Raw genomic sequence first — 22,942 nt, forward strand, 5'->3', positions numbered from 1 at the left:
CAGCAGCTTTCTTTTGCAGGGCCTCCGATGGAGGCCCTTTTTTCTCATCATAGATTGATTAAAAAGATTAGTAAGATTAGAGTGAGGAAAAAGCGGAGGAAGAAGGGGGGCGCGATGTTTTCCGAGGGGCCGATGGTCGAGTTTAAGCGCGAGTTCTCGAAGCGGGCGCTCAAAACCGTCGTGGCGTTCGCGAATACGAACGGCGGTGTGCTGTACCTTGGCATCGAAGACGACGGTTCCGTATGCGGGCTGGATGACCCGGATGCCGTCTTGCTGGCGGTGACCAACGCCATCCGAGACTCCGTGAAGCCGAACCCGTCGATGATCGCCGAGTGCGAGAAGGTGGAGTTCGAAGGCAAGACGGTGGTGGGCGTGCGTGTGGAGCGCGGGGTGGATCGGCCGTACTACCTGGCCGACAAGGGCATGCGTCCCGAAGGCGTGTACGTGCGCGAAGGGGCCGCGTCGTACATGGCATGCGAGGCGGAGATCGCCACTATGCTGAAGGCGTCGCGCAGGGAGTCGTTCGACAGCGGGCGCAGTTTGCGCCAGAATCTGACGTTCGAGGGAACGCGGGCGTATTTCGAGAGGGAAGGCCTCGAATTCGGCGGCGCTCAGATGCGCTCGCTGCGCATGGTCGATCAAGACGGTCAGTTCACGAACTTGGCCTGGCTCTTGTCCGACCAGTGCGACGCGGTTGTCAAGCTGGCGGACTTCTTTGGCGTGAACCGCACGACGTTCAAGGACCGGCTTGAGGTGACCGGGTCGGTGCTCGTGCAGTTCGACCAAGCGCTCAAGTTCCTTGCAAAGCATTTGCACTACAAGACGAAATTCGTCGACATGCGTCGGGTTGACTACGAGGACTTCCCGCCCGACGCGGTGCGCGAGGCGCTCATCAACGCCATCATCCATCGCGATTACGAGATTGTGGCTCCGACGCTCGTCAGCGTGCTGGAGGATCGCATTGAGTTCACGTCCCACGGTGGCCCGCCGGTTCAGCTTTCGCTCAGCGAGTTCGAGTGGGACGTCTCGGTGCCGCGCAATCCGCTGTTGGCCGAGGTGTTCTACCGTGTGCGCCTCATCGAGGCATATGGCACGGGCATCAAGCGCATCTTCGAGGCATACGAGGGCAGCGGCGTGTCCCCCGAGTTCAACATGTCGAAGCACCTCGTGCGCGCGCGGCTGCCCAATCGCAACTACGACGGCGACGACGCGTTCTGGCGGCGGGGGAGCGACCCGGTTATCACCGTGAGCAGGGGTGGGGCGGCGGGGGCTGACGAGCTGCGCGACCAGGAGCGTCTGGTGTTCGCCATGCTGGAGGAGTTCGGCCCCATGCGGCGCGCCGACCTCCAGGAGCGCTTCGAGTTCTCGCAGGCCACGCTTTTGCGCATCCTCGGTCGGCTGAAGGACAAGGGGCTCGTGCGGGCCGAGGGCAACACGCGCCGGCGCGTGTACCGCGTCGCTGTGGAAGGCAGCTCGGCAGCCGGCTAGAGGCACCCGGCTAGAAGCGTTCTGCACCGTGGCGAGGCCGGGCCGCCTGCCCGCTGCAAGCGCGGATGCTCCTTAACCGACCGGCTTCCACACCCTTACCAGGCAGTATTTCTTCGGGTCGCCGTCGATGGGCTTGTCGTCGATGTTGGCGTAGGTGACGATGGAGCCTTGCGAGCCGGTGGTGGCCAGGTACTCGCCATAGTCGTCGGCGCCGTTCTCGGGCTGGAGGGCGAAGTACTCGTTCGTCTTCAGGTCGATGCCGCACACGGTACGCTTCGACTTCACGATGAAGCAGCCGCCGCACCAGGCAGGGGCTGCCGTGGGCGCGAGGCTGAACGAGAACCAGGGCGCGTCGCTGTAGTTGCCGTCCGTCACGCGGGACGCGGGCGTGTAGGTGCCGATCTGGGAGATGCCGTCGCCGTAGTTGTACCAGGCGTCGAACGAGAACGAGAACCCGTTGTCGCCGTAGCCTGCCTCCAGGGGGCGCATGGAGCGGGGCAGCACCATGGTGTCCAGCACGTTGCCCGATGCGGCATCCAGGTGCGTGAGCTGGTAGTAGGTGCCCGCGGTGTCCGCGCGCGGCGTGATGACCACGGAGTCGGCCAGCGCGTAGGGCGGCGTGCAGGGCCTGCCATGGGACGTGTAGACGGTATCGACGTCGCCCGATCCCAGGGATGCGCGCTTGACCAGCGAGTCCTCGGCGCTGTAGTCGCCGTCGACCTTGGGCAGGACCTGCCAGAACGCATAGGCGCCGGCCGCCGCGATCGTAGGGGTCTCCCACTGGCCGTCTCCCTCGTCAACCAGGTGCGGATCGCCGGCCACGCCATCGGCCAGGCGCGCCGTGTACACGCGCCAGAGGCCGTCGAGGATATCGGCCTCCGTCCACACGAGGCCCGACGCCGTGGCGCGCACGTCGTAGATCTCGAAACCCTCTTCCTGGCCCACGGCCCTTTCCAGCACCGTGGACAGGTTTCCGCTGCCAAGCGACAGCAGCCCCACCTGTGCGAGCGGCTTCGCCTCTTCCGTGGGCAGCAGGCAGGCGGCCACGTCGTCGCCGCTCGCCCAGACGAGCGAGCCGTAGGGCAGCTCGGCTCGCACGGACAGGCCCATACGGGCAGACGCGTCCTCCACGAGGGTGAACGCGCTCTCGGAGGCAGATGTGTTCAGCGCGGTCACGGCCGAGGCGGGCACTTCGAGCACCGTCACGTTGCCGGCAGCCTCCTCGCGCTGCTTGAGGACCACCGAGGCTGCGCCGCCGGCCGCCGCGAGGGCGGTCACGCCGATGGCGCCGAACAGGAAGTGGCGGCGCGTGAGAAGGACCTCCCCGCCGTTCGGCGTGGGAACGTGGATGCCGCCCCCGCCCGAGCCGCCGGAGCCGACCGAGCCGGAGCCCGCGCCGCCGGCACCGCGCCGGTGCACGCCCCCGGAGCCGAGTGCGCCGCCGGGCCCGACGGAGGCCTTCTGCGCCGCGTTGCGCCGGGCGGCCGGTCGCGATGCGCCCGATGCCCCCAGCCCGCCGCTGCCGAAACCGCCCACATTCCCCACGTGCCCGCCGCAGGAATCGGGTTTGCCCCCGGCGTAGGTGCCGCCGCCCGGCATTGCGTTGCGGCGCTGGGCGTTGCGCGCGCCGACGCGGCTGGGTTTCGCGTGGTGGGCATGTGTTGATCTGCGGGTTACCATGGTGGATATTGTGTCATTTCCCGCACAGGTTCCAGCTGCTTCAGGGGTAATTGCTACAATAAACGCAAACACGACCTGAACGCTCGGAGCGGAGCGCGTATGGGATACGCGGCCAGGTGGGATCCGAGCCGGTGACGACTTGAGGTGGTATCCATGAGCAACGAGACGCGACGTATACTGCTTGTTGAAGACGAGAAGGCCATCCGTGACGCGGTGACGGCCTATCTCGAGCGCGAGAACTACTGGGTGACGGCGGTCGGAGACGGCCAGGAGGCCCTTGAGGAGTTCTCGAAGCACCACTTCGACCTGGTGATCCTGGATCTCATGCTGCCCCGCGTGCCGGGCGAGCGCGTCTGCCGCGCCATCCGCGACAACTCCGACGTGCCCATCATCATGCTCACCGCCAAGGGCGAGGTGGAGGATCGCATCATCGGTCTGGAGCTGGGCGCCGACGACTACCTGGTGAAGCCCTTCAGCCCCCGCGAGCTCGTGGCCCGCGCCCGTGCCCTGCTGCGCCGCGTGCACGCCGACAGCGAGCCGCAGCGCGAGGTGCTGGAGTTCGGCGAGCTCACCATCGACGTGTCGGGCCACAAGGTGCTCGTCAACGGCGAGGAGATCGACCTCACGGCCAGCGAGTTCAAGCTGCTCACCACGCTGTCGCGCTACCCTGGCCGCGTGTACTCGCGCATGGAGCTGGTGGAGAAGGTGCTCGGCTACGACTTCGAAGGCTACGAGCGCACCATCGACAGCCACGTGAAGAACCTGCGCGCGAAGATCGGCGACAACCCGCGCAGCCCGAAGTGGCTGCACACCGTGCACGGCGTGGGCTACCGCTTCGAAGACCCGACCAAAGTCCAGCAGTAAGCACCGCGTGAGCGCCTCGAGCGTGATCGCATAACCGTGCAGGAGGAGCGAAGCGTGCAAGACTCGGCGACGACCGGACCCATTGGCAAGGCGGGCGCGGACGACGCCGGTGCGGGCAAGCGCAAGCGTCCGGGCTGGGACAACCTGTCGTACACGACGCGCGTGACGGCGGCGTTCGCCTTCATCGCGGCCATGACCGCGCTCGTGGCCATCGGCGTGGTGTCGTTCGTGTGGGAGCAGCACTTCCAAACGTACACGCGCGAGAACATGGTGTCCACGGCCGAGTCCGTGGCCAACGACATCGCGGCGAACTACGAGAAATCGGGTACGTTCGACGCACAGACGCTCGCACCCGCCCGCTACATGGTCAACGTCACGCCGAGCATCGGCATGCGCGTCGTGGACAACACGGTGCCTGCGAACACCGACCAGTCGGTGGTGTTCGACTCCACGCTCGTCGAAAACGGCGAGGACGCCGCCGGCGGCGTGTCGCTCGTGCCCAAGCACGCCAAGCCCGAGCAGATGGTCACGGTGCCCATCGAGGTGAAGAGCCCCGACAACGAGATGACCCAGGCCGTGGGCTCGGTGAGCGTGTGGGTGCTCGGCTCCGACACGCTGTTGCGCTCCACCGACGAGGAGTTCCGCAACAAGTCCTACCAGGCCATGTTCTTCGCGGCGGCCATGGCCATCCTGTTGGCCTCGTGCATCGGCTTCCTGTTCGCCCGCAACCTGGTGGGCCCCATCAACCGCATGACCAAGACGGCTAAGGCCATCAAGGAGGGCGACCTGTCCGCCCGCACCGATCTGCACGGCGAAGACGAGATCGCCCGTTTGGGCGAGACCTTCGACGAGATGGCCGACTCGGTGGAGAAGGACCGCGAGCTGGAGCGGCGCCTGACCACCGACGTGGCGCACGAGCTGCGCACGCCGCTCATGGCCATCCAGTCCACCGTGGAGGCCATGGTGGACGGCGTGTTCGAGGCCGACCCCGAGCACCTGGAGACGGTGAACTCGGAGGTGCAGCGCTTGAGCCGCCTGGTGGACTCCCTGCTGAAGCTCTCGCGCCTGGAGAACCGCGCGAACCCCATGAAGGAGGAGGTCGTGGACGTGGGCCAGCTCATCAGCGGCATCATCGCCACGCACGATGCCTTCGTCACCGACTCGGGCCTGACGCTGGAGTACCAGGCCGACGAGGGGGTGCGCGTGCTGGGCGACGCCGATATGATACGCCAGGCCACGGCCAACCTCATCTCGAACGCCGTGCGCTACACGCCCGAGGGCGGGCACATCACCGTGCAAGTGAAGCGGGGCGATCTCATGGCATCCATCGCGGTGCGCGACACGGGAATCGGCCTGACGCCCGAGGAGTGCAAGATGGTGTTCTCGCGCTTCTGGCGCGCCGACGCCGGACGCAACCGCGAGAGCGGCGGCTTGGGCATCGGCCTGGCCGTGGTGAAGGAGATCGTCGATCGCCACGGCGGCTGGGTGCAGGTGGAGGGCCGCAAGGACGAAGGCGCCTGCTTCACCATCCACATCCCGCTGTACGACGAGGGCCGCACGCCCAAGGCGCGCCAGCAGAAACCCAAGCAGACAAAGGTGCCGAAGGCTGCGAAGGGCAAAGAAAAACAGCGCCCGAAGGGGCACAGATAGCCAAACTGCGCGATAATGAAGCGCGCATGAAAAACGCCGCCGCCCGAGGAGAGCGCCCGGCGTGTCGATGAAAGGACAGAGCAGCAATGACCGGAATGGACATCAAGCCCGACGCACAAGGTAAAGTGCGCGACCTCTACGACCTGGGGGACAAGCTCTTGCTGGTGGCGACGGACCGCATCTCCGCGTTCGACTACATTCTGGAGGACGAGATCCCGCACAAGGGAGCGGTGCTCACGCAGCTGTCGTGCTTCTGGTTCGAGCTTCTGGACGGCGTGGTGGAGAACCACCTGATATCCGCCGACGTGGCCGACCTGCCCGAGCAGTTCCGCCCTTACGCCGACTACCTGCGCGGTCGCTTCATGCTGGTGAAGAAGGCCGACATGTTCCCCGCCGAGTGCATCGTGCGCGGCTACCTGGCCGGCAGCGGCCTCAAGGAGTACCAGAAGCAGGGCACGGTGTGCGGCATCGAGCTGCCCGAGGGCCTGGTGAACTCCTCGAAGCTGCCCGAGCCCATCTTCACGCCGTCCACGAAGGCCGAGATCGGCGACCATGACGAAAACATCAGCTTCGAGCGCCTGGTGGAGATCATCGGCGAGGACGATGCCTCGCAGCTGCGCGACCTCGCGCTCAAGGTGTACACCACGGCGCGCGACCATGCGGCCGAGCGCGGCGTGATCATCGCCGACACGAAGTTCGAGTTCGGGCGCCTGAACGGCCAGATCATTTTGGCTGACGAGGTGCTGACGCCCGATTCGTCCCGCTTCTGGCCGGGCGACGAGTACGCCGAAGGCAAGGACCAGCCCAGTTTCGACAAGCAGTTCGTGCGCGACTGGCTCACCGCCAACTGGGACCGCCAGGGCAACCCGCCCCGCCTGCCCCAGGACATCATCGACAAGACGAGCGAGAAGTACATCCAGGCCTACGAACGTATCACCGGACGCAAGTTCGCGTACTAAAGGAGTGTCAGTCGAGCGGAATGCGTGCGGCCAAAGGGGCTGCGCGCATTCCGTCGTTGAAGGAGCAACAACCCATGTCCCAACGCAACCCCATGAACGACCGTTACCAGACCGACGAGCACCGCGGTCAGACGCGCAAGAGCGCAGCGGCCATGAAGCCGAAGTCTAAGGCGGCCGCGTCGGTGCGCGTGCAGCCCAAGGAGAAGACGAAGCAGCAGAAGAAGGCCGAGAAGAAGGTGGCCCGGCAGAAGCAGGGCGAGCTCGACCGCAAGTACTACAATCCGCCCACGCCGCAGTACAAGCGCCTGCGCAAGATATGGTGGGCGCTGCTCATCGGCGCTATCGCCGCGACGGCGCTGTCCTGGATCGGCCGTTCGTGGTTCCCCGACGCCGTGAGCTACGTCATGCTGGGCGCGGCCTACGTCTGCATCATCGGCGCCCTGTACGTGGACTTCTCGAAGATCCGCAAGGTGCGCCGCGCCTACCAGGAGGAGATGGAAGGCCGCAAGTCCAAGGAGCAGCGCGCCCTGGAGAAGCAGCAGAAGGCCGCCCAGAAAGCGCAGCAGATCGAAGGTGCCGAGGCTTCCGCCGAGGAGGAGAAGCCGAAGAAGCGCAGCCTGTTCGGCAGCGGCTTCCGTCTGTCGAAGGCCGAGCAGGCCAAGGCCGAGAAGCAGGAGGCCGAGGCGGCCGATGCCGCCAAGGGCCAGTCCCCTAAGGGTTCGAAAAAGTAAGGGAGAGTCTTCATGGTTTCTCGCGTGTATGTGGAGAAGAAGCCCGGCTTCGACGTGGAGGCGCAGCAGCTCGCCCACGAGCTGCGCGACATATTGGGAATCGAGCGGCTCGAAGGCTTGCGCCTGGTGAACCGCTACGATGTGGAGGGAATCACGGGCGAGCTGTTCGCCCAGTGCGTGCCCACGGTGTTCAGCGAGCCGCAGTCCGACGTGGCGACGCTCGAGATGCCGGCCGCGGACGGCGCGGCGGTGTTCGCGGTGGAGTACCTGCCGGGGCAGTTCGACCAGCGTGCCGACTCGGCCAGCGAGTGCATCCAGCTCATCAGCCAGGGCGAGCGCCCCGAGGTGCGCAGCGCGAAGGTGTACATGCTGGAGGGCGCGCTCGCCGATGACGACGTGGCCGCCATCAAGCATTACGTGATCAACCCCATCGAGGCGCGCGAGGCGTCGCTCGAGCCGCGTGAGACGCTGCACATGGAGCAGCCCGTGCCGCCCATGGTGGAGACGGTGGAGGGCTTCCTCGATCTGGACGAGGCGGGGCTCGCGGCGTTCATTGCCGACCGCGGCTTGGCCATGGATCTGGCCGACCTCGCGTTCTGCCAGCGCTACTTCGCGGAGGAGGGGCGCAACCCTACCATCACCGAGATCAAGATGATCGACACCTATTGGTCCGACCACTGCCGCCACACCACATTCGGCACCGTGCTGGACGACGTGCGGATCGACGACGAGGCCGTGCGCGCCGCCTTCGAGAAGTACCTGGCCATGCGCCATGAGCTCGGCCGCGACGAGAAGCCGGTGTGCCTCATGGACATGGGCACCATCGGCGCGCGCTGGCTGAAGGCGAAGGGCATCCTCACCGGGCTCGACGAGTCCGAGGAGATCAACGCCTGCACCGTGAAGGTGAAGGTGGACGTGGACGGCGAGGAGCAGGACTGGCTGTACCTCTTCAAGAACGAGACGCACAACCATCCCACCGAGATCGAGCCGTTCGGCGGCGCGGCCACCTGCGTAGGCGGGGCTATTCGCGACCCGCTTTCCGGGCGCAGCTACGTGTACCAGGCCATGCGCCTGACCGGCGCGGCCGACCCGCTCGTGCCCGTGAGCGAGACGCTGCCTGGCAAGCTGCCGCAGCGCAAGCTGGTGACCACGGCGGCGGCGGGCTATTCGTCATACGGCAACCAGATCGGCCTGGCAACCGGCCAGGTGAACGAGCTGTACCATCCCGGCTACGCCGCCAAGCGCATGGAGATCGGCGCGGTGGTGGGCGCGACGCCGGCCGACCACGTGCGGCGCGAGACGCCGGCCCCGGGCGACGTGATCGTGCTTCTGGGCGGGCGCACGGGCCGCGACGGCATCGGCGGCGCGACGGGTTCGTCGAAGGCGCACAAGCTGGAGTCGCTCGAGACGTGCGGGGCCGAGGTGCAGAAGGGCAACGCGCCCGTGGAGCGCAAGATCCAGCGCCTGTTCCGCCGCGGCGACGCGTGCCGCATGATCAAGCGCTGCAACGACTTCGGCGCGGGCGGCGTGTCCGTGGCCGTGGGCGAGCTGGCCGATGGCCTGTTCATCGACCTGAACAAGGTGCCCAAGAAGTACGAGGGCCTGGACGGCACGGAGCTCGCCATCGCCGAGAGCCAGGAGCGCATGGCCGTGGCGCTGGCGGCCGGGGACGTGGACGCGTTCATCGCGCTCGCGCACGAGGAGAACCTCGAGGCCACACCTATAGCCGAGGTCACCGAAGAGGCGCGCGTGCGCATGGTGTGGAACGACGCCACCATCGTGGACGTGAGCCGCGACTTCCTCAACAGCAACGGCGCGGCCAAGCATCAGGACGTGCATGTGCTGTCGGGCAGCGGCTACGAGCGCACGTGGGAGGGCGAGACGCTGGCCGAGCGCATGCGCGCGCTGGTCACGGATTTGAACGTATGCTCGAACAAGGGCCTGTCGGAGCGCTTCGACTCCACCATCGGCGCGGCCACGGCGCTCATGCCGTTCGGCGGCTCGCGCCAGCTGACGCCGGCGCTGGCCATGGCGGCGAAGCTGCCCGTGTTCGGAGAGACCACCACGGTGAGCGGCATGGCCTGGGGCTTCAACCCGTACCTCACGGCGGCGAACCCGTTCACGGGCTCGTACATCGCCGTGGTGGAGAGCGTGGCGAAGCTGGCGGCCGCCGGTTTCGCGCGCGAGGACATGTACCTGACGTTCCAGGAGTATTTCGAGAAGCTGCGCGACGAGCCCGAGCGCTGGGGCAAGCCCGCCGCGGCCGTGCTGGGCGCGCTCATGGCGCAGGTCGATCTGGGCGTGGGGGCCATCGGCGGCAAGGACTCCATGTCCGGCAGCTTCGAGCAGCTGGACGTGCCGCCGACGCTCGTGTCGTTCGCGACGGCCGTGGGCTCGATCGACCGCGTGACGTCGCCCGAGTTCAAGGGCGCGGACCATCGCGTGGTGCGCATCGTGCCCGCTGGTTACGACGGCGTGGTGCCCGAGGCGGCCGGCCTGTTGGAGGCCATCGCGCTGGTAGAGCGCCTCATCGGCGAGGGCGCGGCGCTCGCCGTGTCGACGCCCGGATACGGCGGTGCGGCCGAGGCCCTGTTCAAGATGTGCGTGGGCAACGGCATCGGCGTGAAGCTGAGCGACGGCGTGACGCCCACTGCGCTGTTCGCGCCCTCGTACGGCAGCTTCTTTGTGGAACTGACGGACGGCGCGGAGCTGCCTGCGGCGAGCGATGCGGTGCTCATCGACGAGGTGGGCGAGACGACGGAGGCCTACGAGCTCTCCGCCTGCGGCGAGACGATTTCGCTTGCCGACCTGCAAGAAGCCTGGGAGGCCCAGCTGGAGCCCGTGTTCCCGTACCGCGCCGGAGGCGACGCGGTGGAGCCGGTGTCCTTCGGCAGCGCCACGCCCCTCACCTACAACGGAACCATCGCGCGCCCGCGCGTGGTCATCCCCGTGTTCCCGGGCAACAACTGCGAGTACGACTCCGCGCGCGCCTTCGAGCAGGCGGGGGCTGTGGTGGACACGTTCGTCATCAACAACCTCACGCCCGACAAGGTGGCCGAGAGCACGGCCGAGCTGGTGCGGCTCATCAAGAACAGCCAGATCATCATGCTGCCGGGCGGCTTCTCCGGCGGCGACGAGCCCGACGGCTCCGCGAAGTTCATCACGGCGTTCTTCCGCGCCCCCGCCGTCACCGAGGCGGTGCGCGACCTGCTGCAGAACCGCGACGGTCTGATGCTGGGTATCTGCAACGGTTTCCAGGCGCTCGTGAAGCTGGGCCTCGTGCCGTTCGGCGACATCCGCCCGATGGACGAGGACTGCCCCACGCTCACGTTCAACAACATCGGCCGCCACCAGAGCCGCCTCGTGCGCACGCGCGTGGCGTCGAACCTGTCGCCGTGGCTCTCGCGCTGCGAGGTGGGCGATGTGCACACGGTACCGATCAGCCATGGCGAGGGCCGCTTCGTGGCGAGCGAGGATCTGCTCGTGCAGCTGCGCGACGCCGGCCAGATAGCCACGCAGTACGTGGGCGCCGACGGGCGGCCGTCCATGGACCTGGATGTGAACCCCAACGGCTCCGCATGGGCCATCGAGGGCATTACGAGCCCCGACGGCCGCGTCTTCGGCAAGATGGGCCACAGCGAGCGCCGCGGCGCGGGCCTGTACCAGAACGTGCCCGGCGACCTGTTCCAGCCCCTGTTCGAAGGCGGCGTGGGCTACTTCACCGACTAATGTCACAAAAGGGGACAGTCCCCTTTTGTGACATTCCGGGCGGCGCGTCCTTCGGGGCGCGCCGCTTTCTCGATCGCAAAGGACGGAGATGCCCATGGAGCCCGAATTCGTCAACCTCACGCCGGAGAACCTGGCCAACGAGCATCTCTCCTGCATTATCCGCGTCAAAAAGCCCCATCCAGGCGTCGAGGCGAAACGTGCGTGGCTCGCCGACCGCCTGCGCGAGGGCCACGTGTTCCGCAAGCTGCAGGTGAAGGACCCGGTGTTCATCGAGTACGCCCCGCTCGAGACGGCATGGGTTCCCATCGTGGGCGACAACTACCTGTACGTGTACTGCCTCTGGGCGTATGGCGCTTCCAAGGGGAAGGGCTATGGGCGCGCGCTCATGGAGTACTGCCTTGCCGACGCGCGCGAACAGGGCAAGGCGGGCGTGTGCATGCTGGGCTCGAAAAAGCAGAAGTCGTGGCTGTCCGACCAGTCGTTCGCGAAGAAGTTCGGCTTCGAGGCGGTGGACGCCACCGACGACGGCTACGAGCTGCTCGCTCTGTCGTTCGACGGCACCGTGCCGACGTTCACGCCGCGCGCCAAGGCACAGAGGATCGAGCGCGACGAGCTGACGATCTACTACGATTTCCAGTGCCCCTACGTGCCCGGGCATATCGCCACGGTGCAGCGGTACTGCGAGGAGAACGGGGTTCCGCTGACGTTGATCCAGGTTGATTCCCTGCAGGCGGCGAAGGACCTGCCCTGCGTGTTCAACAACTGGGCCGTGTTCTACAAAGGCAAGTTCGAGACCGTGAACCTGCTGGATACCGCATATTTGAAGCGGATACTCAAGAAGTAGGTGAAACTCCGGTAAAGGAGGTGTGGAATGGGTTTTCTCGAAAGCTTCAACCGTGGACTGAGCGGGAATGACGGTTACGAGTTCGCGGACAGGCAGGTGGCGTGCGCGCACTGCGGCGGCACCGCGTTCGACGAGCGGTCGGCGCAGCTCAACACGATGGGCCTCACGTTCCTCGACCTCGATTGGGCGAACCGGAGCGCCACGGTCCTCGTCTGCCAGAACTGCGGCCACCTCGAGTGGTTCTTGTGATACGAACCGCGATATTCATCAAATAGGATTTGGGGAGCGCAGCGCTTGGCATCTGCGGCGCACGGGTTCGCTTGGGGCGTCAAAAAAGCGGAGGATTCATTAATTCTCCGCTTTCATCTGGGGAAATAATATCACAAAACGGGTGAAAAGTCGAGTCGTGCATGTGCGCGGGGTTCGCGGTATAACCCTGTGCGAGGTGATGCGCATGGGTTTCGATCTGACGATTCCGCCGCAGCTGCAACGGGCCGCTGCGCGGGAGGATCTGGCCGTCTGCAACGAGGCGACGGCGAAGCACGGCCTGCGGCTAACCGAGCCGCAGATGATGGAGCTGGTCGAGCGCCGCGGCGAGGCGCTGCGCGCGACGGGGCGCGTGGAGTTCGGGCGCGGGGTGGTGCGCGAGCTGGTGCGCGGGTTCTGCGACTCGCCATACCTCTCGCAGGAGAACTACGCCGAGGTCATCGCGGACGTGCAGGACGTGTTCTACCGTCGCAAGGAGGACGCCGAGGGGGGCAGGCGAGCCGATGGCCGACGACGACCTGGTGGAAGCGCTGCGTTACACGTTCGATGGCGAGGCGGCGGGATCGGCGGAGCTGCTGGCCGATGTTCCGGTCGCAACGCTGCGGGCGTATGCGGCGCACGGCCGGGCGGGCGCGTACGACGAGAAGACGCAGAGCGAGGAGTTCGAGGAGGAGGCCGCCTATGACGGAGCCGAGGAACGCGTGCGCGACGAGTTCAGCCGCGTGCTGGACGACGAGCGATGGGAGCGCCCCGGCAACGAGTACGCCGACGGCTTCTACGACGGCTATCACGAGCTCTACCGCGTCGGGTTCGACTCCAACAGCCGCATCGGGGGATCGTCCCTCGGCTGACGGGACGGTGGGCGGCGAGGCGCGCCAGGTTGTCGGCACGCGCGACGCAGGCGCCACGCGCGAGGCCGGAGAGCGCACGCAGGGCCTTGGTCCCATGGCGGCGGCAGGCGGCGAACCTGCCCATGCCGCGTCTTCTGTCGAATACGTGCAGCTGGCGCTCTGGCAGGTGCTCGCCAAGCAGGTCGCGCTCTACACGATGGGCGAGAGCAGCTCGCTGCCCGAATACGACGCCCATCGGCTGCTTGCCTCCGCATGCTTCGTGCTGGGCGTTGATCCCGACGACCCGTGCTCCGACGCAGCCCTCGTCCAGGCGCTTGCGACCGAGGGCCCGGAAGCCGTGTTCGAGCGAGCCGTCGCGCAGGTCGAGCGCGAGGCCGCGCGCACCGAGGCGCTCTGGAAGGACGCGTGCCTGTCCGCGCCGCTGCTCGAGAGCATCGCGCTCAAGGACACGCTGGAGAGCCTGCGCGGGTTCCGCGCGCGTTACGTTCCGCGGTTCTTCGCGCACGAGGTGCCGGCCGACATCGACTACCCGCTGGCGCAGCCGGTGCCGGAGTCGCTGCAAGGCGTGGACTACGTGAACGCCTATTTGGAGCGGCTGCTGATGGAGAACCGCTTCCTGCAGCGGTTCGATGTCGGGAGATGCCGGCGCCTGCTGCGCGCGGTGCATCCGCAGTACGGAGAGTTGATACTCAACCTGTTCGAGCCGGTCGCCGCGAACGCCGTGGGCTGCGCGCTGGCAGGCTGCGACGTGCGCGGCCTGCAGCTGGACGAGGCAGGCTACGTGCGCATCGCCGACGGGCTTGCAGGGTGCGCCCCGCGCGTACTGGCAAGGAAGCTAGAGGAGGCGGCGGACGCGGCCTGCGACGACCTTGCCATTAACGACGGGCCCATGCGCGCTTCTGTGCGCCGGCTGGCGGGCCAGCTGGCGCCGCGCGTGGCCACGGCCCTGCGCTGCCGCAGCCTGGAAGGCGTGTTCGTCCGCTGGGGCTAGGCGCCTGCGCTGCGCTCCGCGGCTTGCGGCTGCGATGGTGCCCGCGAGCCGGGCCAGAGCACGGAGACGCCCTGCGCGAGGCGCCGCGCGGCGATCTCGGTGAGGGGCTTCAGCGCGGCGAGCAGCGTGGCGCGGGCGCCGGGGTCCATGTTCTTGGCGGCCTCCGGCACGAGGGCGAGCGCCTTCGTGCCGCCGCAGAGCAGGTCGGAGGCGTCCCGCGCGCCCGACGCTTCCACGGCTTGGAAGAACGCGTCCACCACCACGGCCGCCTCTTCGTCGCTGAACTGCGCCAGCCATTCGGTGAGCACGGCGTCGGCGAGCTGCGCGCCGTCGGTGAGCCCCTCGAGGTAGAGGAAGTCGTCGCCGGCCACCTCCCACGAGAACACGCTGTGCTGGTCGATGCCCTTGGCGGTGCTCCTCACCACACGTGGCGGCACGTGCGACTCCATGAGCAGGCCCACGACCGAGTCCTGCGGCACGGTGCGGTGGATGCGGCCCTCGAGCGGCGCCCAATCGGCGGGTGCGAACGTGCCTGCCTTGAAGCCGGGCCCGTCGTGGCTGTACACCAGCTCGATGCGCCGCTGTACGGCGGGCGGCGCCTTGAGCGCCGCGTATACGGCCAGGTTGCCGCCCTTCGAGTGGCCGCCCACGTACACGCGCTTCGGTGCGCGCGGCGCGACGGCCTGCAGGTAGCGTGCAGCCTGCTCCTGTGCGGGGACGGGGGCGGTGTAGGCCATGTTGAAGTTCTCGCGCCAGCCGGTGAACGACGTGTCCGTGCCGCGGAAGCCCACGTAGGCGAAGTCCTTCCGATGGACGAACGTCATGGCGGCGAACTGCGTCTGGCGGTCGGTGTCGAACAGGCTCAGGTAATCGCGGACGCGCATGTCGCGGAAGCGCGGGCTTGCGGCCAGCGCCAGCAGGTTCTCCTTCACCCTATGGGGGTCCAGACCGGTGAACATGGAGGGGTACAGCTCGGCGCGCAGGGCGTCGGCGAAGCGCACGGCCGAGCGCGCGGGGGACAGCAGGTTCTCCACGATGGTGCCCAGGTCGAGGAACGACGAGCGCTCGCGGAGCGCCGGCACCACCCCCTCGGCGCGCACCATGCAGAACTGGGACAGCACGGCCGAGTCCACCGGGTTGAACGGCTTCTCGTCGAACGGGGCGAACTCCGTCGCCAGGTAGTCGAGCAGGTTCATGGGCGCCTTCCTCCGCACGTGGGCGTGTTCACCCCATTGTAGCGCTTCGGCTCGCAGCGGGGACGGGTGGGACGCGCGGAAGGGGCGGGGTGCCGGGCAGTACAAGGCCCGCCTACCCGAAGGAGAGGCGGGCCTTCGCCGCATGCGGACGGGGCGCGTGCGGCAACACGACGCGCGGGAGTCTCTACTGGTCGTTCGAGTAACCGCTCTGCCCGTCGTCGGTGTTGTTGCCGTTCTTCTGGTCGTACTCGTCCTGGGTCATGACGTCGACCACGTTCACGGTCATCTCGATGACGTTCAGCCCCGTCATGTCCTTGATATCCTGGCCGACAACCTTTTTGATCTGGTCGAACACATCGGTGGCGGACTTGCCGTATTCCAGTACGATGTCCAGGTCGAGCTTCGTGTTCTTGTCGTCGACGACGTCGGCGTCCACGCCCTTCGTCTTGTCGTTGCCGCCCAGGCCCTCCTGCACGCGGGAGAGCAGGTTGCCCTTCATGTCGATGATCCCGTCGATCTTCTGGGCGGCCTTCGAGGAGATCTTCTCCACGACGTTCTCGTCGATAACGAGCTTGTACTGCGGCTCGGCCGGCACGCTGTCGGCCTGGTAGGAGCTGGCGCTCGCGTCCTGCCCTTCCATCGACGCGTACGGGTCGTACGTGCTCTTGGCGGAGGAGGAGGGCTTGGTCATGGTTGCTTGGGACATGGTGGTTCCTTTCTATCGTCAGGTGGTTGAAACCGGTTAGGGTGGCGTGACGGACATGCGGCCGGGCACGCCAGGGCTGCTAGCTGCTGATGCGTTCCAGGATGCCCTTCATGCGCTCGCGGGTTTTCTGGTCGCCGTCGCGGTAGCGGCCGATGACCACGCCCACGGCGGCGAACACCGCGAGCAGCACCGTTGGCCAGAAGCCTACGATGAGGATGAGCGCCGCGGCGACGAAGCCCACGATGCCGTAGAGCACCGTATGGCTGTGCTTCTCCAGGTAGGGTGCCGTGGCAGCGCGCATGCTGGCGAACATGACGGTCTTCCCTTCCTGGGCCTTCGCGGCCGCGTTCGTGATGACGTCGGAGGGCGTCTGCGCCTCGGGGCCCGGCGTCTTGTCCGCGCTCATGGTGGTGCCGGCGCCGGGGACGCCCACCTTGCGGGCGTCGGGGTTCGGTTTGGCCGGGTCGCCCTTCGCCGCCTTGGCCTGCTGTTGGGGCTGGTAGGCCTTGGCCGCGCCCGAGGCGGTGGAGCCCTGCTGCGCCGCGCTCTGCTTGGGCCGGCTCTGCTTGGCGTTCGCCTTGCCCGCGCCCGCCTTGGACGGGTTCTTCGTCATCGGGGCCGGATGTATGCGTATGGCCGATTGCGTCATGGTCGCACCTCCTTACTTGCCCACGGCATGGGCCGGCACCGGCTGCGTCTGGTGCTGGCGGTGCGTGTCTTCCGAGTACTTCGTGGCCTGCTGCGTGAACGCGGGCGTCACCACGTCGGCGTCGCCGGCGAAGGTGATGCGCACGGAATCCACCGGGTAGCCGGTGAACGCCTCGAGGGTCGAGGAGATCTCGTTCTGCAGCTTCGCGCCCAGCTCGCCCAGCTCGGCGTTGCGGCCGGGATCGATCTTGGCATGGATGGCCATGCGCGGATCGTGCTTGTTGGTGATATCGACCTTCACGTTGTCGGTCGACAGGCCGTGGTGCGCCTCCACCACGTGCTTCACCGTGGACTGGATGGCGTTCTGCGTGATGGCGATGCTGCCGTTGTCGCGCTCGATCTCAAGCTGCGAGTTCTTGCCCGGCGCGGTGAGCGCGCGGATGAGCACCACGAGCAGGCCCACCGCCGTGATGCCCAGGAGCACGGCTTCCACGACGTAGAACCAGGGCATGGCCATGAGCCACGCGATGGCGGGGAACAGCGGTTCCCACGCGAACCACAGGGCCGCGAGCACACCGATGCCGAGTACGGCAGCGACGACGAACACGATCATGCAGAAGCGCTTGAACTTTCCCATATATGCCGCCTTTCTTTCTCGTGCGCGCATCGCGGTGAGCGGCGCGCGGTCGGATGGAGTGCGACTACTCTAGGGGAAAGGATGGATGGCGGTAACCGCTTGTACGGAAGTGCGGCCGGACGATTGCCGGGCCGTTAAGGCGGGGCGCAAGACGTTCGCGCCCCGTCGGAATCGACCTGCAGGCGGACCTTGCCGATGCGCGCTCTTTGCGCGTCGAGCGGAGGGACAGCGCTTTGTGCTTGCCGACGAGAGGGTCCGCTGCGGGGCTTCTTAGCCGATAAGCTCTTCGCCGCGCAGCAGCTCCACGTCCACGAGGCTGCCGGCCTCGAAGCCGCGCTCGCCGATGGGGGAGACGCGCTGGGCGTTGCTGGCCATGCAGGCGGCCAGGTCGCCGGCCTTGAAGTTGAGGAATTCGGCGGTGTAGCCGGTGGGGTTCGCCGGATCGCCGTCGCGGGTCAGGTTCACGCGGGCGATGTTCGCCATCTGGGGCGGCCCGCCCACCGCGGCGGCTGCGCGGGCCTGCACGACGGGCGCTTTGCGCACGGGCACGCCCAGGAAGCGCGCGACGACGGCCTGCAGGCACCATTGCGTGCCGTAGTAGGCGGCCATCGTGGGGCCGGGCAGGTCGATGATGGGCTTGCCGTCGGCCACGGCCATCATGAGCGGGCGGCCCGGCACGGCGGCGATGTAGTGGTGCACCACGCGGCCGCGCGCCTCGATCATGCGCACGTTGAAGTCCTCCTCGCCCACGGCGGACCCCCCGTTGACCACCACGGCATCGGCTACGGCCAGCGCTTCGGCGAACGCCCGCTCAAGGGCGGCCTCGTCGTCGTGGACGATGGGGAAGACGAGGGGATCGGCGCCGTACTCGATGAGCATGTGCTTCACCATCAGGCTGTTCGTGTCTACGTTCTGGCCGCGGTGCGGCGCGATGCCGGCCGGCACGAGCTCGCTGCCGGTGGGTATGAACGCGATGCGCGGCTTGCGGCGCACGGGCACGAGCGTGATGCCGCCCATGGCAAGCGCCGCCAGGTCGGTCGGGCGGATGGGCAGGCCGGCCTTCATGAGCGGCGTGCCGGCTTTGATGGTGTCGCCCGCCTGGCGCACGTTCGTGCCGGGCTCGACCTGCACGTCGTCATCGAGAACGACCGAGCCGTCCGGCTGGAGGGCGGCCTTCTCTATCATGATGACGGCGTCGTAGGCGTCGGGGAAGTCGTCGCCGGTGTCGGCGCGCACGTAGTCGCGGCCGAGCTCCCAGGTGCTCGTGTCCGGCCGCCCTCCCGCGAACGCCGCCGACCTCACGGCGATGCCGTCGCACGCCGACGCGCGCACCACCGGCAGCGTGTTCGCCGATACCAGGTCACGCGCCGTCACGCGCCCTATGGCCTCGTCCAAGCTCACCAGCTCGGTGGCCGTCGCAGCTGCCGGCGGCTCCCAAGCGGCGAAGAAGTCCGCGAGCGCCTCCTCCCGCGACGGAAACCCCTGCATGATCTTCTCTCCCATGATGGCTCTCCCTGCTCGTGTGGATGTACTGGCCTTTATTATAGTACGTAAGAAATATTTTGATATCAGGATATTTAATCAGGAAGGAGGAACGAGAAAAGGAAGGGGCCGGCGGGGAAGGAGACGGCAAGCGCGCGGATCGGCTTAAAGGCACGCGAAAAAACGGTCATGTGCGAAATGCACTTGCGCACGAAACGCGCTTGCGCACGAAACGCGCTTGCGCACGAAACGCGCTTGCGCACGAAACGCGCTTGCGCACGAAACGCGCTTGCGCACGAAACGCGCTTGCGCACGAAACGCGCTTGCGCACGAAACGCGCTTGCGCACGAAACGCGCTCGAACACGAAAAAACGCGCTTGCGCGCGTTCCTTCGCGAATGTTTCACGTGAAACATTCGTTCGTTATTTGGTTGGCGGAACCGTGGCGCGAGCGTCCTACGCGTAGATCTCCTTCTCCACCACGAGGTCGTTCTTGATCTTGCCGACGAGCTTCTGCAGCGCATCGATGCAGTTCGGGCGGATATCGGCGCCGATCAGCACGTACATGATGGAATCGCCCACGTTGAGCACGCCCTCGTTCAGCCACGTGCGCACGTAGTATACCCCGGGCCACGTGAGCGCTTCCTTCTCGGCCGCCGCGACGCCCTCGGCATCGTACGAGAACTCCACCTGCGCCACGTCGCCCAGGCCCTCCACGCCTTCGCGCACGAGCTTCTTCGGCGTGATGCGCACGATGCCGTTATGGGCGAGGAACATGCCGCACTGCGCGGCCTGCGGATCCTGCTTCGCCTCTTTGAGCCACTGGTCGATGGACGGTTCTTGCTGAGCCATGATTCCCCTTTCTCGGTTTCGATAGCGCCATTATACGCTATCGAGGGCAATAAAAACACAGCAATCTAGTAGGAATATGAAAAACGGAGCTAGGCGCCAATATACGAACGGATGTTTCACGTGAAACATCCGGGAAGGCTGTCGCCGACCTGCGCCACGTAAGGGGGCCGTCGGTTGTGGGGGGGGGCTCGGCCGCTCATGAGGGCGCGTCTCGTTACAAGAAGTCGAAGCGACGTCTGCGGCTCACAGCGGGTCGGGTGCAGCACTGGCGAGGGTGCTGCAGGGCGGCGAGGCTCGGCGCGGGATGCTATAGGGCGGCGAGGCCGTAGCTACAGGGCGGCGAGGCCGTAATCGGTCATCTTCTCTATGAAGCGGGCGATATCCTGAGGGCTGTCGGCCATGTCGTTGCGCACCCACGAGCGGATGACCGCGAGGCAGCCGTTCGCCATGAACGTGTACAGGCGGTCGAGCTCTGCCTCGGGCAGGTCGGGGCGCTGCTGGCGCCATAGGGCGATGCTGCTCTCGCGCAGGGTCTCCACCACGCGCAGGGGGAACTCGGGGTCGCCGTGCTCGCCGAAGATGGCCTGGCACGAGCGCTCGTTGTCAACGATTATGCGGCAGATCTCGTTGCTGAACGCGCTGAGCGACTGGCTGGGCAGCGTGGTGCTCAAGGAGCGCATGATGGTGTGCGCCAGGTCGCGCTCGATCTCCTCGTGCAGGTCGAAGAGGTCGCGGTAGTGCGCGTAGAACGTGGCGCGGTTGACGTTGGCCTGCTCGCACAGCTCCTTCACGGTGATCTTCGCCACCGGCTTCTCTACGAGCAGGTCGAGGAACGCTTCGCGCAGCAGCAGCTTCGTGAGCCGTACCCGATGGTCCTGCTTCATGATCGCCCGCCTTTCGCTCGCCCGGCCCGCCGGTTCCCTTGCCGCCCCGATCGCTCGTCGACCGCCTTACGCCCATTGCTTTCGACCAGTGCTTGCCTGCCCCTTGTCCGTCCGCCGCCCGATTGCTTGCCGGCCGCCTGTCTTTTCGCCGTCATTGTGCAATTTTTCGGTAACGTCCGACATCAGAGGCAAAAGTGTCGATTTGCCGACACATCTGAAAAGATCATCGGTTGAAGATTCGGCATAATGCAATATAACAGTATCAGCGAAAGATAATCAACATGGTGTTGCCAAGCCGGAGCGGTCGCGTCGACTGCTCTGATTGAAGGGTCGCACCGGTGGCAGGAAGGGCGCATCAGTGGAGCGGTTCAGCGCGTTCGTCACGGATCATCGCGCCCCTATCGTGGGGGTGGCGCTGGTGCTTGCCCTGCTGTCGGGCATCGCGGCACTGTTCGTTCCCATCAACTACGACCTGACGTCCTACCTGCCCAAGTCGGCGGAGTCCACGCGTGCGCTCGAGGAGATGGATGCCGAGTTCGACGCAGCCGTGCCCAACGCGCGCGTCATGGTGAACGGCGTAGACGTGGAGCAGGCCCTCGCGTTCAAGCAGCAGCTGGCGGATGCGCCCGGCATAGAGGGCGTGCTATGGCTGGACGACGTGGTTGACCTGGGCACGCCGCTTGAGATGCTGGACCCCGCCGCCGTGGATCAGTACTACCGCGACGGCCACGCGCTGTTCGACGTGACCGTGGCAAACGGCCAGGAGACCGAGGCGCTCCAAGCCATCTACGACATCGTGGGCGAAGACGGCAACGCCACCGGCCAGGCCGTGAACACGGCCGAGTCCAAGGCCATGGCCGGCGGCGAGGTGGCCAATGCGTTCGCCATCCTGGTGCCGCTCATCCTGCTGATCTTGGTGCTGTCCACCACCTCGTGGATCGAGCCGGTGTTCTTCCTGCTAGCCATCGGCGTGTCGGTGCTGCTCAACATGGGTACGAACATCTTCTTGGGCGAGGTGTCCTACATCGCGTTCACCATCGCGCCCATCTTGCAGCTGGCGGTGTCGCTGGACTACGCCATCTTCCTGCTGCACGCGTTCCAGCGGGCGCGCGAGGGAGAGCCCGACCCGGTGCGGGCTATGCGCACGGCCATGAGGCAAAGCTTCTCCGCCATTGCCGCCTCGGCCGCCACCACGCTGTTCGGCTTCGCGGCGCTCGGCTTCATGCAGTTCCGGATCGGCGCCGACCTGGGTATCACGCTGTGCAAGGGCATCGTGTTCTCGTTCTTGTGCGTGGTGGTGTTCCTGCCGGCGTTCACGCTGGTGGCCTACAAGCTTATCGACAAGACGAAGCACCGCCGGTTCCTTCCCACGTTCAAGGGTGTGGGGAAGGTGCTGGCGCCGCTGCGCATTCCCGTGTTCGCGCTCGTGCTGCTGCTGGTGGTGCCGTGCTTCCTGGCGCAGGCGAACACCTCGTTCACCTACGGCATGGGATCGACCGAGGGCAGCCAGACCCGTGTGGCGCGCGACACCGAGGCCATCAACGATGCGTTCGGCCAGTCCACGCCCGCCGTGGTGCTGGTGCCGAAGGGCGACATAGGCCGCGAGCTGGAGCTGGCCGAGCGGCTTGAGCAGATCCCGCACGTCACGAGCGTGCTGTCGTATCCCACCGCCGTGGGCGCGGCCATCCCCACCGGGTTCCTGGACCCCGCCGTCACCGAGCAGTTCTACTCGGAGCACGATGCGCGCATCGTGGTGTACGCGGACACGGAGTCAGAGGGGACGGAGGCCTTCGCCGTGGTGGAGCAGGTGCGCGCCGCGGTACACGACCTGTACGGGGATGCGGGCCTCGTCACCGGCATGGCGGCAAGCCTCTACGACATGCGCACTGTGGTGACGGAGGACAACCAGGTGACGAACCTCATCGCCATTGCGGCCATCCTGCTGGTGCTGGTGCTGACGTTCAAATCCGCCACGCTCCCCGTCATCCTCATCGCCACCATCGAGTCGGCCATCTTCCTGAACCTGGCCGTGCCGTACTTCACGGGCGATTCGCTGAACTACCTGGGCTTTTTGGTTATCAACACCGTGCAGCTGGGTGCCACGGTGGACTACGCCATCCTGTTCACCGACACGTACCGCAAGCATCGGCGCAGCATGCCGCCGCGTCAGGCGCTGGCGCGCACGCTGGGCACGTCGTTCCAGAGCATCCTGGTGTCGGCGAGCATCCTCACCTCGGCGGGGCTCGTGCTGTGGCTCACGTCCACGAACAACATCGTGTCGCTTTTGGGCTTGCTGCTGGCACGCGGGACGCTGCTGTCGTTCTTCCTCGTGGTCACGTTCCTGCCGGCCGCGTTGCTCATATTCGACAAGCTCATCGCAAAGACCACGTGGCATGCGGGCTTCTTCCGCGGCGGCGGGCATTTGGAAACGGAAAAGGAGGCTGGCTCATGAGGCTTCTGAAGAGAACGGCATCGGCGCTGCGT

At 66.6% G+C, this 22,942-nt stretch carries 19 protein-coding genes and 1 pseudogene; 12 read left to right on the top strand and 8 right to left on the bottom strand.

What is annotated here, in order from left to right; genetic code table 11:
- Positions 1-132 precede the first annotated feature (132 nt).
- Positions 133-1,488, top strand: coding sequence for an RNA-binding domain-containing protein (locus C1877_RS00660; RefSeq protein ID WP_167536604.1), 1,356 nt, complete (start codon positions 133-135; stop codon positions 1,486-1,488).
- Between the two features lie 72 nt (positions 1,489-1,560).
- Here the strand turns inward: C1877_RS00660 and C1877_RS00665 are convergent, their stop codons facing one another.
- Positions 1,561-3,168, bottom strand: coding sequence for a Tat pathway signal protein (locus C1877_RS00665; RefSeq protein ID WP_227154826.1), 1,608 nt, complete (start codon positions 3,166-3,168; stop codon positions 1,561-1,563).
- A 153-nt stretch (positions 3,169-3,321) separates the two neighbouring features.
- Here C1877_RS00665 and C1877_RS00670 point away from each other — a divergent pair, with 153 nt between their 5' ends.
- From C1877_RS00670 to C1877_RS00710, 10 genes and pseudogenes are all read left to right on the top strand, one after another.
- On the top strand, positions 3,322-4,032 hold the full coding sequence (locus C1877_RS00670; protein ID WP_015539178.1) for a response regulator transcription factor: 711 nt from the start codon (positions 3,322-3,324) through the stop codon (positions 4,030-4,032).
- Between the two features lie 54 nt (positions 4,033-4,086).
- The gene (locus tag C1877_RS00675) at positions 4,087-5,682 is read left to right on the top strand and encodes a HAMP domain-containing sensor histidine kinase (protein ID WP_227154827.1); all 1,596 of its coding nucleotides are present in this window, start codon (positions 4,087-4,089) and stop codon (positions 5,680-5,682) included.
- 86 nt (positions 5,683-5,768) lie between these two features.
- Entirely contained in the window at positions 5,769-6,641 is an 873-nt protein-coding gene (locus C1877_RS00680; protein WP_041239141.1) for a phosphoribosylaminoimidazolesuccinocarboxamide synthase, read from the top strand.
- Positions 6,642-6,715: 74 nt separating this feature from the next.
- Positions 6,716-7,372 carry a hypothetical protein gene (locus C1877_RS00685; protein WP_049784021.1) on the top strand — a complete coding sequence of 219 codons (657 nt, stop codon included), beginning with the start codon at positions 6,716-6,718 and terminating at the stop codon, positions 7,370-7,372.
- A gap of 12 nt (positions 7,373-7,384) precedes the next feature.
- Positions 7,385-11,101: a phosphoribosylformylglycinamidine synthase gene (locus C1877_RS00690; protein ID WP_114568088.1), complete on the top strand. Its 3,717-nt coding sequence runs from the start codon at positions 7,385-7,387 to the stop codon at positions 11,099-11,101.
- A gap of 94 nt (positions 11,102-11,195) precedes the next feature.
- A complete protein-coding gene (locus C1877_RS00695; protein WP_041240109.1) occupies positions 11,196-11,945 on the top strand; it encodes an N-acetyltransferase in 750 nt (249 codons plus the stop codon).
- A gap of 27 nt (positions 11,946-11,972) precedes the next feature.
- A complete protein-coding gene (locus C1877_RS00700; RefSeq protein ID WP_015539174.1) occupies positions 11,973-12,194 on the top strand; it encodes a hypothetical protein in 222 nt (73 codons plus the stop codon).
- Between the two features lie 205 nt (positions 12,195-12,399).
- Positions 12,400-12,684, top strand: a pseudogene (locus tag C1877_RS15970) (DUF6323 family protein); the annotation flags it as partial.
- A 31-nt stretch (positions 12,685-12,715) separates the two neighbouring features.
- Positions 12,716-13,063 (top strand): hypothetical protein, encoded by a 348-nt coding sequence (locus C1877_RS15545; protein ID WP_114568089.1) that lies wholly within the window; start codon positions 12,716-12,718, stop codon positions 13,061-13,063.
- 7 nt (positions 13,064-13,070) lie between these two features.
- The gene (locus tag C1877_RS00710) at positions 13,071-14,054 is read left to right on the top strand and encodes a DUF6179 domain-containing protein (protein ID WP_114568090.1); all 984 of its coding nucleotides are present in this window, start codon (positions 13,071-13,073) and stop codon (positions 14,052-14,054) included.
- Here C1877_RS00710 and C1877_RS00715 read toward each other — a convergent pair.
- The 7 genes from C1877_RS00715 to C1877_RS00750 form a co-directional block, all read right to left on the bottom strand.
- Positions 14,051-15,250 (bottom strand): Mbeg1-like protein, encoded by a 1,200-nt coding sequence (locus C1877_RS00715; protein ID WP_114568091.1) that lies wholly within the window; start codon positions 15,248-15,250, stop codon positions 14,051-14,053. The two genes, C1877_RS00710 and C1877_RS00715, sit on opposite strands and share 4 nt — an antisense overlap.
- Before the next feature lie 184 nt (positions 15,251-15,434).
- Positions 15,435-15,956 carry an Asp23/Gls24 family envelope stress response protein gene (locus tag C1877_RS00720; protein ID WP_041239138.1) on the bottom strand — a complete coding sequence of 174 codons (522 nt, stop codon included), beginning with the start codon at positions 15,954-15,956 and terminating at the stop codon, positions 15,435-15,437.
- Positions 15,957-16,035: 79 nt separating this feature from the next.
- A complete protein-coding gene (locus tag C1877_RS15550; protein WP_049784019.1) occupies positions 16,036-16,605 on the bottom strand; it encodes a DUF2273 domain-containing protein in 570 nt (189 codons plus the stop codon).
- 12 nt (positions 16,606-16,617) lie between these two features.
- Positions 16,618-17,241: an alkaline shock response membrane anchor protein AmaP gene (gene amaP, locus C1877_RS00730; RefSeq protein WP_015539170.1), complete on the bottom strand. Its 624-nt coding sequence runs from the start codon at positions 17,239-17,241 to the stop codon at positions 16,618-16,620.
- A gap of 270 nt (positions 17,242-17,511) precedes the next feature.
- On the bottom strand, positions 17,512-18,744 hold the full coding sequence (locus tag C1877_RS00735; RefSeq protein WP_114568092.1) for a molybdopterin molybdotransferase MoeA: 1,233 nt from the start codon (positions 18,742-18,744) through the stop codon (positions 17,512-17,514).
- A gap of 434 nt (positions 18,745-19,178) precedes the next feature.
- Positions 19,179-19,574: a molybdenum cofactor biosynthesis protein MoaE gene (locus C1877_RS00745; RefSeq protein WP_015539168.1), complete on the bottom strand. Its 396-nt coding sequence runs from the start codon at positions 19,572-19,574 to the stop codon at positions 19,179-19,181.
- 329 nt (positions 19,575-19,903) lie between these two features.
- On the bottom strand, positions 19,904-20,458 hold the full coding sequence (locus C1877_RS00750) for a TetR/AcrR family transcriptional regulator (RefSeq protein WP_015539167.1): 555 nt from the start codon (positions 20,456-20,458) through the stop codon (positions 19,904-19,906).
- Between the two features lie 358 nt (positions 20,459-20,816).
- Here C1877_RS00750 and C1877_RS00755 point away from each other — a divergent pair, with 358 nt between their 5' ends.
- Positions 20,817-22,910, top strand: coding sequence for an efflux RND transporter permease subunit (locus C1877_RS00755; protein WP_114568094.1), 2,094 nt, complete (start codon positions 20,817-20,819; stop codon positions 22,908-22,910).
- The last annotated feature ends 32 nt before the right edge of the window (positions 22,911-22,942 follow it).

This window comes from Gordonibacter pamelaeae, from assembly GCF_003340385.1.
In the GTDB taxonomy this organism is placed as follows: Bacteria; Actinomycetota; Coriobacteriia; order Coriobacteriales; family Eggerthellaceae; genus Gordonibacter; species Gordonibacter pamelaeae.